Below are 22723 nucleotides of genomic sequence, written 5' to 3'. Positions count from 1 at the left end.
AAATAAAGTAATAAAATAAATAATAGTACTATTCTTTTTTAATCTAACTAGTAATTTTAATAAATTATTTCAATATATATAAAAATAAAAAAATAAATAATTGATTAAATACTACTATTATAGTATATGAATCTATATAAACATTTTAAGTATATATTATGAATTAAGTTAATAGATTTTTAACTTTCTTAAAAAAATTTTCGAATAATATTTTTGTATATTATATTACATAAAATTACTTAAAATAACTAATTTAAAAATGTATAAATATATTATTTATTTAATTTACAGAAAAACTATGTATTTTATTACACGAAAATTTTATCGTGTTTATAATCTATTTATTTATATTAAAATTATATTTTATTTTCAAACATTATAAAATATACGAATTTCAAATTTTCAGTATGTATACTAAAATAAATATTTCACATACTTGATTTTAAAAAAAGTAAGAACCTAATTTTATAATATTGTTAACATGTAAATTATTAATTATATTAAATAATTAATTAAAATTTAGAATTTTTGACTTAAATAATGAGATTCTTAGATTGTATTTAATATAATTATTTAAATTATTTTTTGTTTTTAGAATAAATCATGAATATTTTATAAATTCTGTATGTACTGTATTAAAAGTCACTTCTATTATTTAGTTTCTTTTAGAATATGACGATTGACTATTCATTACATTTACACTTTATACATTTATATAAAATAATCAAGATAGTACTGTAAAAATTTTTATTTTTAAAAATAAAAAATATATTTATAATTAAAATAATTTCATTTTTAATTCATTATATTTCTTTATTAATTACCTATTTTAAAAAAAATTAAATTCTCGTAAAATAATCTATATTTAATATTATCTAATAATGTAAGTATAATCTAATAAAGTTATAGATAAGGATTAAACTAAATACTAAAATAAAATGAGTTTATTTAAGAATACAATTAATAATCTTAAAATAAAGAATTCACTCATGAAAAAAATAATATTTAGATATTAATAACGTTCTTCCTTAGTATAGCATACACTTTATTAATTATAGAATATAAAAATATAAAATATAAAATAACTAAACTATTTATGAAAATATAATAATTATTATATTTTCATAAATTGTATTATGATGATTTTAAATTATTTTATATAAATCATGTAATAATATATAAAATAGAATTCATACTTTTAATAAGTTATACTCATATGTTTAAATGAATATAAGTCACATTAATAATATGGCGGTCATTTTTCTCTTTTAAAAATATTCAAAAAATAAGCATAATTGTATCGATTCTACTACATTACAGATTTTTATCATCTCCTTGTTATAGAAAATTATATAATTACAACAAATTTATAATAACAGTAAAGTCCATTAAATTATTTTATAATTATATTTTATTATGAATAATAAATTATATATATTAATGATGAAATTTATCGTAAATAATATAAAAACCTTGTTAACTATTTTAGTTTATGGTAGATTGATATGAAAAGAAAATTAATCTAATTAAAAAATAATAAAATTATCTAATAATATTATTTATTTATTGATTAGTAGATAAGTAATAACTTCAGTTTCATAGAAATATAAAATATATGAATTTTAAAATAATAATTTATTATTAAAATGCTATATTTGTATAAATATACAAATATATTGTGTATTCAAATGTTATGGTATTGCAATTATATCAGTTTTATAATAAATAATTGATAATCTTAATTACTTACTCATTAAAAATGAAATCACACTATCTAGATATCAAAATAGTCTTTTTTAAATAACACACGTTAATCGAAAAAATAAGATATATAATCAATACGTAAGCATTTATATTATTATATTTTATATACTAATTTTATTTTTTATAAAAAATAAATATATGTATTAATTTGATAACCTATTTAGTATTTTCGTCACAGAAAATACAATAAATAACATAATCATAAACTTATGAACAAGTATTCAAATGTCTCTTAAATTTCATATTTATCCGACTATATTGTCATTAATTTAACTATGATGCACTAAATATGCTAACTATGTTAGGATTATATTAAAATATACAATTCAGTATATGTCAGTGTAAAAATAATTATACTTAGGCTATGGTTCCATAGCCATTCACAAATCTTTTAGAACAAGAAATTTATTCACTAACATTTTTTATACATTTGAATAATTTTTGTATAATAAAATTATGTTTTCGCTTTTTATTCATGATAAAATTTTAACATTCAATAATGCAAACTTGCAGAACCCGACTTAATAGATCATTTAATTAAAGAAAGTTTTACCTATATTATAGATTTTACAGGAGTTACATCTATATGCTTCATTGCTTTTTACGTAAATAATTATGAAATGCTATTAATATTCCAATAACTATAGACACTAAATCGCTAACTGTGTATTTAAAATTTTTTTCTTAAACAGACTATCAACTATTTTAAAGTTTCACTTGCTAAAATAGAAAATATAACATTCAATACTCCCTCTGAAAATACAGTTCAGAGGTATATGGCACTAGTAATTGTTTTGTAAATATACAGTAATACACACATATAATGTTTAAATATCAATTTTTTAGAAACATTTATCATTATTAGAGGCTAATTAATAAAAATTGCTTTGTGAAAATATTGATCGACTATTCTACATCACTATAAATTTTTATTCCAAAAATATAAATAACACTAACTACATTTGAAAATATCTAAAAACAAACTCACCATCTCAATAACGGTAACTAATTATTTACCATTATCCAGTAAAAAACCTTCTAATATAATCAGAAAGACACCAATACAAATTGAAATATCTTCAAGATTAAATGTTGGATAATGCCAGTTTCCGATGTAAAAATCAATATAATCAATTACAAAACCATACATTAAGCGATCAGTAAGATTGCCAAGAGCTCCACTAATAATCAATGCATATGCAATATTAGTTAACCATTTTTCTACACTTTGACGACACATGATTATTATTAAAAAAATTGATATTACTATGGAAACTCCAGAAAAAAACCAACACTGCCACCCTTCTTCATCTGCTAGAAAACTAAATGCCGCACCAAAATTTCGTATATATATCCAATTCAAACTAGGCATAATTGGATAATTTTCATATAGATTCATTGTGTTTATAACAAACTGTTTAATACCAAAATCTAAAATAAGAAGCACAAAAGTTAACCATAACCAATATATCCCACTAGAACGAATAAGCTTTTTCATTATACAAACTTACGTACTTCACCACTGCCTACTATGTTAGTAACACAGCGCCTGCACAGTTTAGGGTATTTAGCCTCTACACCTATATTCTCAACATAATGCCAACAGCGAGGGCATTTTTCCCCCGATGCTTTTCTAAAAAATATTTTTAAATTATTCAAATTAGATTGTTTCGCATTTTTTGGTGCAGAGTCTATGTCAAAAACAATAACTTGAGAAGTTAATAGAACAAAACGCAGTTCATCACCTAAACTATTAAGTTTATTCGCAAGATCTTGATTTGCATATAAAATTATTGATGCCTCTAAAAAAGAAGTAATGTATTTATTCACACGTGCTCGCTCAAGTACCTTGTTAACTTCACCACGAACAACTAATAGTTCTTCCCAAAAACCATCATGCATTTTTTCTGATAAGCTCAAACCAAACAATTTATCATACCATTCTTCTGTAAAAACAAACTGAGCATGTTTACCTGGTAACTCATGCCAGATTTCATCTGCTGTAAAGGAGAGTACTGGTGAAATCCAACGAACTAACGCTTCTAGAATATGATATAAAGCTGTTTGACAGCTGCGACGAGCAATGCAATCATTTTTTAAAGTATACTGACGATCTTTAATTATATCCAGATAAAAAGATCCCATTTCAATAGAACAAAAATACATTATATGTTGAATGACTGACAAAAAATCATACTCATTATAAGATTTTACTATTCTTTCTTGTATTGACTTAGCTCGACCAACTATCCATCTATCTAATATAATCATATTTTCTGGTTTCACCATATCAGTATCTGGATGAAAACCATTTAAATTAGCTAATAAAAAACGCGCTGTATTACGAATGCGACGATAAGAATCTGCTGTATGTTTTAAAATTTCATCTGAGACGACAATTTCACCAGTATAATCTGTTGACGCTACCCATAGACGCAAGATATCAGCACCTAATGTATTTATTACATCCAGTGGGCTGACTGTATTGCCTAAAGATTTAGACATTTTTCGACCTTGACCATCGACTGTAAAACCATGAGTAAGAACCTGACAATAAGGCGCTTTCCCTTTTATTGCTATTGATAGCATTAAAGATGACATAAACCAACCACGATGCTGATCAGAACCCTCTAAATACATATCCGCAGAACGACCATAATACTCTGGACGAACATCAATAACTGAAAAGTGTGTTGAGCCTGATTCAAACCATACGTCTAAAGTGTCTGGTATTTTACGATAGATATCAGCTTCATCACCAAGCATCTCAGTAGAATCGAGATCCCACCATGCTTGAATACCATCCAATTCAACACGCCTAGCAACTTCTGTCATTAGTTCTAAAGTACGTGGATGCAATTCATCAGTATCTTTATGTACAAACAATGACATAGGAATACCCCAAGTACGCTGACGTGAAATGCACCAATCCTGACGGCTTTCAATCATCGATTCAATTCGTGCACGACCCCAATCTGGTATCCATTGAACATGTTCTATTTCTTTAAGGGCTTGCTTACGCAGATTATTATTATCCATGCCAATAAACCATTGTGGTATTGCACGAAAAATAATAGGAGTTTTGTGGCGCCAACAACATGGATAACTGTGTAAAATAGATTCTTCATGTAATAATGCATTTTTTTCTTGTAATAGTTTAATAATTAAATAATCAGCTTTAAAAATAAATACACCATCTAAATTTGGATAGGTATTATTTAAATAACAACCATTAGGACCTACTAGATTCACAATCTTTAGATTGTATTTTTGACTGATCACATAGTCTTCTGGACTATGTCCAGGTGCGGTATGCACGGCACCTGAGCCTGAATTTAACGTAACGTGTTCACCTAAAATCGCAGGAATATCAAAATCCATAAATGGATGTTGAAAACGTAAAAATTCTAATTCGCTACCATCACAGTCACCAAGGATTTTCCACACTATAATACCTATTTTCTTCATGACCGGTTTTACTAAATCTGCTGCTAAAATTACTAACTCATTATTTAATTGAATTAATTGGTATTTAAATTTTGAGTTTAAACAAATTGCACGATTCGCAGGTAAAGTCCAAGGTGTAGTTGTCCAAATGATTAATGATGACATTTTATCTGTTTTTACACCGAATTTTTCATTTACCTTTTTACTATCAACCGCAGGAAAACGTACATAGATAGATGGTGACGTTTTGTCATAATACTCAACTTCTGCTTCAGCTAGAGAAGACCTACATGTTGTACACCAATGAATAGGCTTAATTCCTTTGAATAAATGACCATTAGCGATAGTTTTATTCAGTGCTCTGATAATATTCGCTTCTGTTTTAAAATCCATCGTTAAATATGGCTTATCCCACTCACCTACAACACCTAAACGCATAAAACCAGCTCTTTGCTTTTCAACTTGCTGCGTTGCGTATTGACGACACTGCATACGAAATTCAGCAGATGAAACTTTTGTTCCAGGTTTCCCTATAATTTGTTCAACTTGATGTTCAATAGGTAAGCCATGACAATCCCAACCAGGGATGTAAGGAGAATCAAAACCCGCTAATCCCTTAGCTTTAATAATAATATCTTTAAGTATTTTATTAACTGAGTGACCAATATGGATGTTACCATTAGCATAAGGCGGTCCATCATGCAGAAAAAAAGTTTTTTTGCCAAATTTTGCTTGACGAATTGCTTGATATAAACCTTCTTTATACCAGCGCTCTAAAATTTTTGGTTCGCGTTTAGCAAGATCTCCCCGCATTGGAAAATCTGTTTTTGGTAGATTCAAGGTATGTTTATAATTACTCATCAATTGTTCGTTCCATTTCCACTAAATTATTTTACACCTATTTCAGCTAAATACTCTCTAGCTATAACTACATCTTTAGCGATTTGCTCCTTAAGTGCATCCAATGAAACAAAACGCCTTTCGTTACGTAATTTTTTACGTAGCACAACATTAATATGACACCCGTATAAATTCATTCTGGAATTAATTAGATGAATCTCTAATTGTTGGTCTTTACCCGATACTGTTGGTCTACTACCTATATTCGCTACACCAGGCAATGGACGTTTTCCTAATCCATATACTTCTACAGCATATACACCCATCACTGGTGTCACCAGTCGTTTTAGTGATACATTTGCAGTTGGAAAACCAATTGTTCGCCCTAATTTATTCCCATGGATAACACGCCCACTGATTCTATAGGGATGACCTAATAAAAGCTCAGCAAATGCAAAATCATGAGCTTTTATTACTTTTCGAATCACAGTACTACTAATACGTAAACCTAATTCGCAAAAACTCTCTGTATTGAAAATGTTAAATCCATATTGGCTTCCAGCGTTCTCTAGTAAACTAACATCTCCAACACGATTTTTACCAAAACGAAAATCCTCACCAATTGCAAGATATTTTACACCTAATTTTTTGACTAATAAATCAGCTATAAATGCATTAGGAGTAAGAGAAGCGAAATACTGATTAAACTCAACACAAAGCAGATAATCAATATCACACTCTGCTAAATATTGCACTTTATCACGCAGACACGTCAAACGAGCAGGTGCTTTCTTGCCAATAAAAAATTCAAGAGGCTGTGGTTCAAAAATCATTACAATAGTTGGCAGGCCTAACTGTCTACTTTTTAGCTTTAAATTCTTCAGTAAAATCTGATGTCCTCGATGGACACCATCAAAGTTACCAATAGTCAATACGCACCCGTAATGATATGATTGAATATTTTGTATACCGCGAATCAACTCCATAGTAAGCTCAATGCCGAGGAAATTACTAAATTATACCTCATATAACACTTCAGGTTACCATGTTGGTTGTAAAAGGTTATATTGAACTTTAAATGTAGACTGAAATATTTCTCTCGAGTAATGTTTCACTTAATTCTTGTAAATTCATCATTATAATAATACACATTATATTTAATTAAACATTAAAAATATTTTTTAAAAAATATTCAAAATTTTATATACAAAAAAACAATAAATTTTATCGTCATAAATTTTATAATAAATATTTATATACTTATTATAAAATTTAAGTTAGTCGATTTTTCCTTTATAATTATATTAGTTAATCAACTTAATATTTTATTTTACTTTATAATAATACAGTGTATGAGATTTGTTTTATTATAATAATTTCGTAGCATATACTATGCACATCATCAAAAAACTTTTTTACTCATATAAGCTCTGTCCCATTGGTGCAATAAAGAATATTTAAAATTACAAAATGTAATTAATAGCTAATTACTTTTCTTCTGAGTATATTTTATACACTACATATCTGATTAGACATACGTTACTCTATTCAATCAATACTATTTACTAACAAAGATGTAGAGACTGTTTCATAAAACTCTATAAAAATACAAAATATTTACTATTACGTCTAAACAAGAATATTTAGCTAATGTTTATTTATATGAGGGACATGACTCATGTCTACTTTGAATAACTTAGAAACTGTTTTCTATTTCCAATATTTAGAATATGCTCAACAGCTAGTATCTACTCTATTTACATTAATACTCTTATGAATATAAAAGACAATGCTTTATACGCATAAAAGTATCAATAACATTTATTACATTATAAAAAATAAATAACTCTGCATCTCTAATTTAGATCTTCACATAATCAAATCTTTAATTTTATGATGAGTTAATCAAGATTTTATCTACTAAAGTAAATGCTTATTTTAAACAATGTAACGCAGTATTTTATTTAGTTTTTAATCTATTCCAATACTAAACTTATAATTAATAGTCTATTCATTCATTTATTTTAAATAAATTAATTAAGATTCACATTAGTATTTAATTATTGTTTAAGCATTCTTTATATAAACAATTTTTTATTTATAACTTTTTCGTACTTTCTATAACATTTATAATCCCTTATTTTAGTAAAATAATATAAATTATTAATGAGACAATAACCTAGATTTTTAAAAACAGAAAATTACGTACAATGCGTTAAAGAAACATAATCATGAATTTATCAATATATAAATACGATATCTGAAAATAATACAATTATCTCTTAAAATAAAAAATTCTTTTAGTCAAAAACAGAGATATTGATGAAATCATTAAGACAAAAATATTATTATATGACTTAATAATAATATTTATATGTGCCATGCGATTGAGACGTATGAATAAACTCAAAAATTGAGAAATATAAATAATAGTGACATTCAGTTATAGATGATGATTAACTTCTATAGCTATTATATTCATAATGACATGAATAACACGCGTAGATCTCTCTTAAAAAATGTTCACCATAAGTAAAGATAAGTGTTTAATATATATAATCCAAGCATTAAAAATTTTCAACATTATTACTCCAAATTATCTAATACAAACGCGAAAAATTTATTTTAAAGATACCGTCTTATTATCTCAGGAAAATGTTGAGGCCACTATAAAATTGTATTATACACTGCATAAAGTTATTCTCTTGACGAGCTATGATATGGAGTACTATTAGCTTAAACGAAGCCAGTATAATTTAAGTATTCAAATAAGTATTAAATAACATTTAATCAAACATGAACTTTAATTAATGTTCAAATTATTCAATATATCTAAAAATGATGAACTAAGAGGAGAATATATCCAGAACTAAAGTTATTTAATTGAAATTTCAGCAAAATTATCGAGCCATCACAAAATCATTTCTGCTTAAAGCAGACAATAAATACCTAAATAATTACTCTGAAAAATAGAAAAACTATATTTTCTAGATCATCTAAGTCTTATCCTAGTACTAGATATCATTTAATCTGTTCTCATGTCTAAATTATATATTAAGATATGTCATGTCCAAAATTCTAATAATGTTTCAGTCTAGAGTAATAATACGTAAATTTTTAAATAAAACATTAGTCATATTTTTAAACTAATGAACGATTAAATAATAACAAAGTGCTATATACACTTAATGATTGTCTTAACACACATGATGTGCATTAGAATTATATCAAATGCTTATTCTCTATGTTACCCATCTTTATGCTGAATAATTCATAATCAAATAAATACGTAACTATTATCTGCGTTATATTTAGTATAATGATCCATTATAGAATTCCAAATTTTCGTATACTATCCATAACTCCACCATAAATTTAATATAGTCTATTTTAACGATTGAACATTAAAAAAAGATCTTCTATATAGCATACCTGTCAATATTCTTTTTTCATTAACAACGATGAATTATTTTCTAAACACAGGCACACTCAAAGCATTGCTGCCGATTTCTGGTATGACGACAAGAATCGAAGCGCATATTGCTGGCACTAATTATTTATAAATATTTACTACGCTTCTCCAACTGACTCTACTGATTTTAATATATATACAAAGATACCATAACACTTCATTATTTATAAAACTAACCAATATAAAAACCAGTACTATACACTACAAACACATAGAATCATAACAAAAAAAAATAAAAAATCTAGGATCTTTTTCCTTCTTCTTGCTTTCTATCACTTATGATATAAGATATATTTTTTGATATATTTTTAAACTAACATATAAAATAATGATCATTATTTTATTCTCAAAACTCACAACTGCAAACTTTTTCGTTATACTAACCATGTTTAAAACATATTTTTAAAAAATGTGAGCCTTACTTTTTATGTCGTATAGTGTTATATAAATAATTTATTACGTTTTCTAAAACGATTTCGTGATTGTTCCTTATCAGAGAAACTCATGAAATTAATCTAAATATTCTGCCATCTTACTTAATCACACTATTCATCAAGTAATAAATTAGTTTAAGAAGCACTATTAATAACTTTAGCCTTGTTAATCCGTTTCACGTATCCAAGTAAAGACTTAAATACCCAGCCAAGATTGACTGAGTCAAGCTGCACTGATAATTAAGATCTTACGTTGCTATAAATCAATCACATTTAACATATGTCATTATACTAGAACAAGTTAATATGCCTTGTTTAAGAAAAATACTCTAATTATTCATGTTCATGATAATAAAAAATAAACTTGTACAATATTGAGGTAATAACAAATGAGTCACTTATAGCTTTAACTTAAGTGCCGTAATACATAACAATAGCGTAAGACTAAATAAACTGCTAGTTCATAACTAATATAATCATAAAATCACCATTTCCTAAAGATATTATTGTTAAACAAATCAGAGTCGTACATAAAATTTGCTATAACATTTTAATATCAAGAAGAGCTCATAACTAACGGCGTTTAAGTATAAATAGAAATTCTTCCTTGAAATAAAAATTAAATTATTCTTAAGAGACTAATACAATCAATAGTCAAAATATACTGCTTAGTACTACTTATCAAGATAGTTTAAAAAAAATGCTTGCATGCCTAAAGTACCGTGAATAATTATGAATAAACTTATTTGTCAAATACTTTAAAGAAATCAACTACAAGTTTATTTTAATATCAAAGTTTATGTAGTTGTGTTTGGTAATTTATAGACCTCTCTAAGAACAATACAATACATTTACAAAGTATCGTAATACTACTGCTAATAATGAAAATATAATTTTATAACACATTAAACGTTTTATTTTCATAAAAAGTTTGATTAATAAATATTAACTTTATTATTGAAAGTAATAATATTTCCCAAAATAATTTTAAGATTTAATATCTTCTTTAAATTAAAAGTTTATCGCTTTTTAAACAAGCTTGTAAAAATCCAGAAGTATAAAGAAACTTGATAGCGCTATAATCTATTATCAAGATTGTCTTATGATATTGTGAATGCCCTAAACCTTAATTAATATTAAAAGCACTAAAACGATAAAAAAATATAAATAAATTAAACCGGGTTAATCAATAATTATTTCTTTAAATTTAAATACTTATAAGCGTAAGATCATTTATATTTGAGTCTATCTATATTATTATAATGTTACATATTCTGACTAATATAACCTGTATGATACCACTAAAATATAATAACTGCTAAGTTAAATTAGTTTATCGAATCAATTAATCACTATTAGTGTGCCATGTACATCCAATATCATTCGCTTTAATTTTATTTATTTATATAAAATACTATACTATTAAGAAAAAGCATACTATAGTAATTGTTGCTATTCTATTCAGAATGCTAACAGCTTCCAGAACTCTGAATACTAATATAAACTATCTAGTGATAGTAGATATTAGTTTAATATTTTCTGAAGATTTCAGTACCAAAATAAAAGAAACTTATCAAGTTCTTATAATAAAAGACCGTATCATTTAAATATAATCTACAAATATTGCAATGCAAGCAACATTGACTTTGAAAGCTCAGTTAATACCCACTAGAAAAGACTATTGCCTAACAATAACAATATTTTTTTAGTGATGATCTGTTACTCTAAGAAAGAATTAATGCTAAACAAGAGCGCTAAGTATTATTATATTGCTATTAAACAATGATGACAATACTACAATAACTTTACAACTGTATCCGATTTAATAACAACAAATAATCTCCCTAAGTAACCTATATTATCTTTATATAATATATTGCTAAACTAATTACATGTTCAGCATAATCTCAGCACTTCTATCTTATAACCTCATAATTTTGTAAATTATTTATAATAAAAATTCACTTAAAATAACCATAGGTTTAATAGTTATTTTGTTTAATTTTAACTAGTCTAAGTAATTTCATAAAGTTAATGGGTCTACAGTTAATAACTACTATCATAGTTGATAATTGTGCTGCTATTGTGAAGTATCATAATAACAATCGTTAATACGGATATTAAAATCATTCAGTTATTGTAAAGATATTGTAAAATATTAATTGATAATTTTGTAATTAATTTCAATAATAATTAACAGTAAGAAGAATGCGATCTGAAGGTTTTGTTTATAAGAACATTAAAAAAATCAAGCTCGTTAATTTTTAACTCTAAACATAAAACTAAAACTCATTAAATCTTTGCACTTTTTAACTAAAATATAATCATGTTTCATCTAATGTATTACGTTATATTTTAAATGATCAAGTGTATTTATAGACATTGAATAATTTCTATAATAAAACATTATTTCAGAGTTAAACAATAAATACAAGATCAAGAGAACGAAGATACCAGTTTTTGTATTATTGATAAATGAGTATATTTATGTACAATGCTATTCAAAATACTTTTGAAGTATTATTATATTCGTGTATTTTATAGGCATAGAAACAGACTATAAGAATGATATTATCCAAAAAAACATTTCAACATATTGACTTATTATTACTTATCAGTAATATACTTATATATACTAAAAAAATTGATATATACTTTACAACGCTTTCTAGTAGGACATACTAATTCATTATCTTGCAAAAATAACACTGTATCTTACTATTATAAACTGTTATAATAATAATTTTATCAAAGATAGAATGAAAATTACTAGTACAGGTATTCAAACTGTCATTGGAAAGATCCTTATTTATAATGGTTAAAAACTAACACTGATTTTACAAATCATTAATATAAATAATTTATAAAATAAACATAGTTTGAAAAAAAATTGCAATACAACTTAAAAAAGTTTTCTGTTTGAAACGAAAAATGACTGATATACATCAATCATGTATTAACAGATAAAAATTGTTTAAGTCAAAGATTTTTTGGATAGCATGCAGAATATACTAAACAAACATTTTTAAATAGTTAAAGATAATAAACTTAATATTTTAATATGGAACTCTAAACATTAGATTATCTAATATAAAATAAGATTAGAAGAAAAAATTCCTACTATCAAAGATTTAAGAGATATCATAATACCAGATTTACATTTGTTAAACTAAAATATATTATATTTTTATGTAAAAACTATACAGACCTTAAAAAAGAACGAAAATTATATAAAATAACATACAGATCTCTCAATAATAATTTAATATTTTTAAGCATTTATTTTTCGTAGTCACTCTTGTGACAAGAGATAAGATGTTCAAGGTAAACTAGAATAACTTCGCACTTAATTTTTTAGGATTATTTAAACTATGTACTGCTATGTAATACATCTTAGTTTTTATATTAGCTATCAATAATAGCTCTGAGAAATACAATACATTCAAATAAACGCTAATAATTAAAACAGATCATATATACAATTACTCTACTATTTTTAGTTGTTAAAATCACTAAAATCTCTAGTTTTTTAAAAAACATTATCTATCGCTATCAGATGTGATGAAAATTATTTTAAAAATATAGAGTACGATCTTTAGAGAAAGTAAATTTAAATATATGCACTATCTAAATATACTCTTGAATGTTATTATACAGTCCTCTATACATATAGAAAATTTAATCCAAGAAATAATGCTTTAGATAAGATACCTACAGGTTTTACCTAAAAAAATCCACAACTGACTCAGTTGTATTTTATCTGATTTAAAAACTCAAGAATATAACTATTTTTCAAAAAAAATTCAAAAATCATTGAATGAACGTATGTTAATTGCTTTAAATATGCTTAACATAAAGTCACTTAGTAAAAGCTTAGTTTATTTTCTAGTATCAATTGCATTAAAATTAATATTCTCTTTTGCATATTGATAGCTTTTATCTATTACTATCATTTCTTAAAATAATATAGTATAATTACTAAATTATTCAGTAAAAACTAATTTCACCCAACGCTTATCATACTTTATAGTATCAATATCGTTCAAATAATTATATTCACTATTCTTTTTAGTTTTTTCTACATAGATAAAAAAGCAATAATATAGTTTAATATCATTAATATGATCGATCATAAAAAATGATAGAAATCATCTCCAATAATAGCTATTTTAAAATAACTCAATAAAATATTTCATGATATTAATAATAAAAAATTATTTTTAAATTATATCGTATTCTGATACGCTGCTAATAATCTCTTAGACATAGAATGCAAATTCTATCTATTATTTAATTAAATAGCTTTTATTTTTACCAAGACATTTTTAAATGACTTCAACAGTGAACTTTTAAATAACTATTCATCTTGTTAATAGAATAAAGATGAAAATTTTCTATAATTATTAATGTAACTTCTGAATTTAAATTTCAACTATTTTCACTTAATAGCTTACTATTTTTATATAATTTAAAATTATTTTTACAAAACTAAAATTTTTCTTAGATTGAGAATAGTAAACTGTAATGGATTTTCTACTTATATCTAATCATCACTAAATAATTGATAGATACAATAAGCTAAGCAGCTTAGTTACTGGTCTTTCAATGTTACAAAATTGGCTTCACACTTACTGATTCTCTACATCCTCTAGACACACAATTTATTGTATATGATTTTCCCTAATTCATTGAAGACTTATAGAAAAATTCCATTTGAAAATCAGTTATTATAACATTAAATATATTCTATTGTTTTATCATGCTAACTTTATTAACAGGTGCAAAAAAATGCAAGTGCACCTCTTCAGTTCACTGAGTTAAGTATTTACACGCTTTATTGGAATAATTCATATGCGATAAAGCACCAGCATAATATTTAGTTATTACAATCTTAAAGGTTGAGAGAAGACTATATTTTATAAATCATAGTTGAAGCAATACAGATATTTATTAAAGATTTTAGTGAAGTCTTTATGCTCATAATAATGATAGTTATATTATATATACTTATAATATATAAACTAATTTTAATTAAGAAATTTTAAAAAATTGACTGTTCCTAATAAGCTTTCTCATTTTATCACCCGATAAATTATAATAAATTATCTTTAAGTAATATATTTAAAATACACATTATAACAGTACAAAAGTAGGGTATGGAATTTTATTTTTCTAAATGAGGAATTTTAAAAAAGATCTTATATTATTTAGATTTATTAAAATACTTTTTTAACATTCTGAATTTACATGAAAAAATTCTTATATATATTAAGATTTATGTCTTTTACGAAACTTCATACTTATTTTATAGTTATGATCTATTTAATAAAATTGTAAAAATCTGTTTTAAAAAACTATTACTTTAATAATAGCTGAATAATATATCTTTAATTATTTAAATTATGAAGATATTGGTAATTATCTATCTTTATTGTGAATATCATAACATTAGTGTCATTCAAAAACTATTTAACTAAAAATATAGTTTATTAACTTGTCTATTATAAAATTATTAAAACTGGCAAACCTCTTTATACTTAATATTATCAAACTTTGATAATATCTAATTCATGAAACTAAAGTTTACTGATAGAAGTAAAACAATTTTAGTAAATGTAAAGTATCTAAGCTATTTTTTTAAAATCAAAAAAATCAGACGAAAAATATAAATATAAAAAATAAACGGATTTTAAGCGTTTATAAAATAATGAAAGAAAGCGATTGAGAGGTTTAGAAATCCAAGTGCAATCACAGTAAAGTCAATCAATTAACAATCTAGATATTAAGATAAGAGCCAAAATAGAAGCAATGTTAAGTGCTTAGAAAATAAAATTTATAAACACTTTTAAAAAATACTTCAAAAATAAAACTATATATAACAACGTTAATATAAAACGAGTTCTTATTTTAAAAACTACAAGAAACAATTCTTTTGATATTTTAATATGATTTAATATTTATTCATTAACAGCAACACTTACTGAACATGATATAATTTTCATGAAAAAAAAGACACCATGCATTTATTTATTGCTATTTTAAAATATATGTTGAAGATGAGGTGCTGTTTAATTAAATATTATAATATTCTTAATAGAAAGCACAGTATAACTCAGAGACAGCTTCATAAATGATATTATAATTAAATAATTCTTCGTCTTTATTCAATAAATACACTTCTAAGACACCTATATCGTATCTAGATAACAAAGAACAAAACACTTTAATAAAAATAAAGTTTATTGGCTATATAGGTTACTTTTCTCTGCTCAATCATATTAATTAAACCTGATCTAGGTTGCATATATTGATTTAATTGATTAATTGACACAGAAAATGTTTTAAATAGTTTTTGAAATCATTCTTACAATCTCACATGCGTACACTTATAAAAATAAAATAGTAAGAATTAATATGATATATCATAACACTACCCATAATAATACCTAAATAATTATTAATAATGAGTATTTAATATTTTTGTAATGCTGAGATAAAATTAGATACGTATATAATAATCTTTTTATCTGTTAAAATTATATTGATTAATTTTGGACTCTAAAACAAGAATGTGTATAAACTCATCAATAAAATATTATCGTTAAAAAAAATACTTACAACAATTACTATCAGGCGCTCTCTTCTTAGAATATCATTCTCATGAAACTTTATAACTAATATCTTTACTAACGATAAAGTTGCATAACCGGCAGAGATATATTCCAAGAAATATCTATATATATTAATTATTTTTTGCATTGATATATATCTTCAAGATCTGCAACATCAGTTATCAAAAAAGTTTTTTCACCATAATTTTTTTTAAAAAGATTCTCATATTTACTATTGTAAAATTTAAAAAAGACAGATCATCAGAAAATATAGTTATATATTACCAGAAATAACATTAGACGTCTGATTGGAAAAAATTATTACAGAAACATACAAAGCATTAACAAACTGTTATAGTGATACATTTAAAAATATTAAGAATACAGATGAAACTTATACATAATTGTATACATACGATTCAATAAAATATTTCTAAAATTAAGCGATACCTAACAGGTATATATTCAATCTTTATTTCAACATAATGATAATTACAATAAATAATATTACAGATATCTTAATATCATATAGATACTTCTGATTCTGAAGATAATGTTTTCCTTCGTGAAAATAATGCAATAAATAACGATGAGACTAACAAAATATTTTTAAATAAGCTTAATCATCATACTAGTTAACATCATCATAATACTGAAATACAATGCGTAACATACTTTTAATATGCACATACAGGATTCAATTATTCAATATATATTAAGTGAACAGAAAAGGATTACTGAATATAGTATGATAAGTAAAAGAATATTCAAATGATCTTATTTAATCTTTAAAATAATATTTACTACATTTTATTATACAATAACATACTAAATACACTCTTAACACAAAAAACCAGTCTTATAGTACTATAAATATTATTCTAATCTTAAATAATAGATAACATTCCAAAAAAAATTATAAAAATCTTTCCGTTAGTTTAATCAATAAAAATACTACGCATAAGTTTAAAATGTTTAATTAATTGAAAATTTCTTAAGAACTATGAATTAAATTACATTATTTTAAATATATGAATATAAATAAACTACTTTGTAAGGGTATTGTTTTTAACATGTTATCACATTATAAATACAATATGTTTGAAAATCACAATAATGAGTTAATAAAATGTGCATCAACAATTGTGATTACTTGATTAATCGATGATTTTAAATAGCACTTAAACTATTACTACCCTAAGTTAAGATCATTTTTATTCCACTCAAAGGATAAAAATAACATCATTAAAAACTTCATATTTTTTCTTGATTAATCACTATCAAAAGTCATTATCAGTATAAAACGAGAAAATCAAAAACGTAAGAATACAAAAAAATAGATAGATTACTTTATTGATTCACCTATCTATTTTTATTAAATTAAATATTAAGATTGAAACTCAATTCTTAATTGTTTAGCCGCTTTAACCATATTAGCAAGTGATTGGCGAGTTTCTAACCAATTACGTGTTTTTAACCCACAATCTGGATTTACCCATAGACGTTCAACTGGCACGCGGTCTGCTGCTTTTCTTAACAATGAAACTATCGAATATACACTGGGCACATTTGGTGAGTGAATATCATAAACACCAGGCCCTATCTCATTAGGATAATCAAAATTTTCAAATACATCCAGCAAATCCATATCTGAACGCGAAGTTTCAATAGTAATGACGTCTGCATCTAGTGCAGAAATTGATTCCATGATGTCGTTAAACTCACAATAACACATATGAGTATGGATCTGAGTATCATCTTTAGCTATCGCAGCACTTAATTTAAAAGCATTTACTGCCCAATTTAAGTACTCTACCCATTCGTCCTTGCGTAAAGGTAGACCTTCACGTAACGCTGGCTCATCAATTTGAATGATACCAATGCCCGCTTTTTGTAAATCATCTACTTCATCCCGTAATGCTAATGCAATTTGCTTAGAAATAATTTCTCGACTGAGATCTTCACGGGGAAATGACCAGCTCAGAATAGTCACAGGTCCAGTTAACATGCCTTTAACAGGTTTTTTTGTAAGAGATTGTGCGTATTTAGCCCAGTCAAGCGTAATAGCTCCTGATCGACTAATATCACCAATAATTACAGGAGGTTTTACACAACGAGAACCATAGCTTTGTACCCAGCCATTTTGAGTGAATACATAACCATTTAAATGCTCACCGAAGTACTCGACCATATCATTACGCTCAGCTTCACCATGCACAAGAACATCAATATCTAATAGTTCTTGCTCTTTAATTGCTTGCTTAATATACTCATTAATACGTGTGTGGTAATACGTTTTATTTACATTACCTTTTTTAAAGTCTAAACGTAGCTTTCTTATCTCACTTGTTTGTGGAAAAGAGCCAATTGTTGTCGTCGGCCATAAAGGCAAATTAAAACGCTCACGTTGACATTTTGAACGAATTAAATATGAGTTATTACGCTCAAAATCCTCCTCACGAATAGTACTTAGACGTTGTGACACTGCTAAATTATTAACACGAGTTGAAGTTTTACGCGAACGAATTGGTGTACTGTATTTTTCTAATGCAGAAATATTGTCTTCTGTTGGCTGATTTAACGCTTTTGACAACATTGCTAACTCTTCACATTTTTGTAGAGCAAAAGAAAACCAACCTTTCACTTCTGTATCCAAATGTGTTTCAGTATTTAAATCAATTGGGCTATGAAGGAGAGAGCAAGATGAACCTATCCATAAAGCACGTTGGCCAAGTAGTGGTTTCACCCGCAAAAATTTTTCACTTAAATCTGACTTCCATACATTACGTCCATTAATAATTCCAAGTGATAATACCCAATCCTGCGGTAGTGATTGCTGTAATTTGTGAATGTCATCACAACCCGACACTATATCAACATGTAACCCTTGTACTGTGAGCTGTTTAATTAAATCAAGATGATGACCAACACTATCAAAATAAGTTGTAAGTAGTATCTTAACTTTACCTGTTAATGCTTGATAAGCTATTTTATAAGCCTCTTTCCACTCATTAGGCAAGTCCAAAACTAAGGTTGGCTCATCAAGTTGAACCCATTCTATGCCTTGTTGAGACAAACGTGAAAGAATTTTCTGATATACATCTATCAATTCATTCAATAATGATAAACGGTCGAATGATTCGCCTTTTACTTTCCCTAACCAAAGGTAAGTCAACGGACCAATTAATACAGGTTTAATCTGATATCCTAAAGCTAATGCTTCATCAACTTCATCAAAAAGTTGTGTCCACGATAGAGAAAACTTTTGCCCTTTTGAAAATTCAGGAACAATATAGTGGTAATTAGTATTAAACCATTTAGTCATCTCTCCTGCTGCTGCAGGCTTCCCTGTTGGTGCATGACCACGCGCTACTCTAAATAAAGTATCTAAATCAATTAAATTATCATTGTTTTGATGACGAGGCGGTATATTACCTAATAGTAAGCTGGTTGACAACACCTTATCATACCAAGCGAAATCTCCTGCAGGTAATAAGTTCACACCGGCGTCTTTTTGTTGTTGCCAGTGACGAGTACGCAGTTTATATCCTGTCTCTAAAAGAGCGGTTTGGTCGATCTTTCCTGCCCAATAATCTTCTTGTGCACGTTTTAATTCTCTTTTTAAACCGACACTTGGAAAACCAAGTGTATGATTTATAACAGACATGTTTGCTCCTTAAAATATTTAGCCGTCTAAAGATTTACATATTTATAATCAATCAAGAGCCTATAAAGTACAAGCGCAAATTATTCATTGTTACCGTGAAGATTTCTCATGATCAAATTAAAAAATGTTAAAATATTCTAGGAATTCAAATAACATGTGATTAACAAAAACTTCAACATAGCAATGATTAACTTCATTAGATTTTTACCTAAATGTAGTAATTTCAAATATTATTGAAGTTGTTAAATTTTTATTCATCACGATTAATTAATAAAAACTAATTAGTGTAATGATAATATACGCATGAAATTGTGTAATGGAATATATTTCTATCGAATACTTATAGAAAACTGACTTTATGACAAAAAGATGCAAACTAACCGACAGCTATCAATTTAATTTCAACAATTCGCTGAAATAATACAATTTCACAATATCTTTCATAACTTATTGAAAGTAATGAACTAAACAAAAACTTATTCTCATAAAAAACACTATTAACACACATTATCCATCTATTTCACATAAAAAATAAATATTAGTAAAATATATATAAATTATATTATAATCATAGACTTACATGAATACAACAGAAATTATACTTAGTTAGTATGTTTAACTAGTATATATAGCATACTCACTTTTCTGCACACTTGTTATCAAAATACAAAGTACACAATATATTTTAAAACCTGGATATTAATACAGATAATTAACGATCTAGATATCTAATAAGCCACGCCTGTACTCAACTAAAAATATTACGAAAAGAACGACTTCATTACAAATTATCAAATGATTTAATTATTTTTAATATTTTTAAGTAGTGCTTTTTAATTAAAACGAATTTAATAACTTTAGATACATGAAAAGATTATAAAATTTCATTAGTGAAAGATTATTTAACATGTTTTCTAAACTAGTTTAAGATAATAAATATTAAGCTTACATTCTGAAATTGGTATATTAAAATATCACTCTCAGTTTTTTCTAAAAGCTAATATTCTTTCCGTGCATTAACTATCCTTCGCAACCTTAAAATGTTTCTAATCACATTGAAAGTGCAGTGTATTAAATTGTGCGATTATCACAATCACGTTCAGTGTATAATCAACAGATCCGATTTTTTATCCGAAAAATTTCAAAGTTGTTCATACATTTTCAATACAGAAAAATAATTATTTCTAAAAGTTACAAGGTATTCAGATATTTTCTATCTGTCACTAAGGTTACCTATTGTGACGATAATTACAGTGCATTTATCTTAAAGATCTACGACTATATCTTATTTAAGATTAGAAATAGTTTTATCGAATCATATATATTTTACAAAATATATGTATATTCTTAATATTTTATTATATATAATTATGCATATTATATACGCAATCTTACACTGCTAGAAACAGCTTCAAAAGCAGAATGTTTAATACTTTTTTTTGTAAAAACACAGATCTATTTTTTTAGTATTTATTATTTAAAATTTTAAATAATAATGTAGCATTTTTAGTAAAAATTACTGCGATCTCAGTTTTTTAATAATTACTCTTTTTGAAACTATATAGAAATCTATAAAACATGAAAACATATAAAATTTTTATAAATAAGTATATTTTCAATATTGAGCAACAAAATGAAATTTATTGAATATCTTTGACTAATCTTATTTTTTAAACTTTTTTTCATATTGAGAAAAAGTTTTAGCGTTTTACTTTACCTGATACTATTTATTACTAAACTTTTAGTTTTCATGACTATTTCACGCAATATGTAATATACACAATAAATCTAAAATAATTTTAATAAAACTGATCAAACTATGGTTTTTATAAAATGGATATATTAATATACAAACTTAATTTTTGCTAAAAAATGAGAAAAAAAGAAAGAAATAAGATTATTATCTCATAACTTCTGACAAGATAGTTTTTATAATATTTATTTAATAAACTAATTGCGTGAGTTAGTCAATGTTTTTCTCAGTAAAAGGATATATATCTTTCGAACACACTAACAATGACATTTTGATATACAATCTCTTTCAAAACACATCTAAAAAATAAAATAACTTCTCTTCAAGAGAAGTGTATATATTTTCTCTGATAGATCCATGTAGAGTTGAAAAATTTTAATGAACTTACTGATATTACCAGATCTCTGTTTTATTCTTTTATCTTTTTTAATTAATAAAGACGCTTTTAGGATTCACAACACACTATTATTAACTTAATAATAGAATATTCATCTACTCTCCCCTTCAATTTCCTTCCACAAATTATACTGAGTATAATTTCATTATATAATCGTATAATTATTTTTTTAAAGAGTTACAACCTAAAAAAATTCTAAATTCTTTAAAAAAAATATATTAGAAATTATCTATTAATAATCTCTTAACTCATTATTCATAGAAATGATTTTCTTTATTAACAAAATATACATATTAGAAATTTCTTGCACTGATCGAACCACTGAAAACTCACTGTTA

The 22723-nt window shown here is 25.4% G+C and carries 4 protein-coding genes; all 4 read right to left on the bottom strand.

Features of this window, described 5'->3' with window-relative positions:
- Window positions 1–2773 precede the first annotated feature (2773 nt).
- The 4 genes from lspA to metE all read right to left on the bottom strand — a co-directional run bounded on the left by lspA (window position 2774) and on the right by metE (window position 20235).
- On the bottom strand, window positions 2774–3262 hold the full coding sequence (gene lspA, locus GFV14_RS01525) for a signal peptidase II (protein WP_457914581.1): 489 nt from the start codon (window positions 3260–3262) through the stop codon (window positions 2774–2776).
- The gene (gene ileS / locus GFV14_RS01520) at window positions 3262–6072 is read right to left on the bottom strand and encodes an isoleucine--tRNA ligase (RefSeq protein ID WP_457914580.1); all 2811 of its coding nucleotides are present in this window, start codon (window positions 6070–6072) and stop codon (window positions 3262–3264) included. Before ileS ends, lspA begins: the two co-directional genes overlap by 1 nt.
- A 26-nt stretch (window positions 6073–6098) precedes the next feature.
- Window positions 6099–7037, bottom strand: a complete 939-nt coding sequence (gene ribF, locus GFV14_RS01515) for a bifunctional riboflavin kinase/FAD synthetase (RefSeq protein ID WP_457914579.1) — start codon at window positions 7035–7037, stop codon at window positions 6099–6101.
- A 10918-nt stretch (window positions 7038–17955) separates the two neighbouring features.
- Window positions 17956–20235: a 5-methyltetrahydropteroyltriglutamate--homocysteine S-methyltransferase gene (gene metE, locus GFV14_RS01510; protein WP_457914578.1), complete on the bottom strand. Its 2280-nt coding sequence runs from the start codon at window positions 20233–20235 to the stop codon at window positions 17956–17958.
- Window positions 20236–22723 lie beyond the last annotated feature (2488 nt).

Source organism: Candidatus Hartigia pinicola (assembly GCA_020541205.1).
GTDB classification, from domain to species: Bacteria; Pseudomonadota; Gammaproteobacteria; order Enterobacterales; family Enterobacteriaceae; genus Hartigia; species Hartigia pinicola.
This window is presented reverse-complemented; position numbering and strand designations above follow the sequence as displayed.

Coding starts and splice junctions, on each gene's coding strand:
- lspA (WP_457914581.1), bottom strand. CDS start 3,262: ATGAAAAAGCTTATTCGTTCTAGTGGGATATATTGGTTATGGTTAACT.
- ileS (WP_457914580.1), bottom strand. CDS start 6,072: ATGAGTAATTATAAACATACCTTGAATCTACCAAAAACAGATTTTCCA.
- ribF (WP_457914579.1), bottom strand. CDS start 7,037: ATGGAGTTGATTCGCGGTATACAAAATATTCAATCATATCATTACGGG.
- metE (WP_457914578.1), bottom strand. CDS start 20,235: ATGTCTGTTATAAATCATACACTTGGTTTTCCAAGTGTCGGTTTAAAA.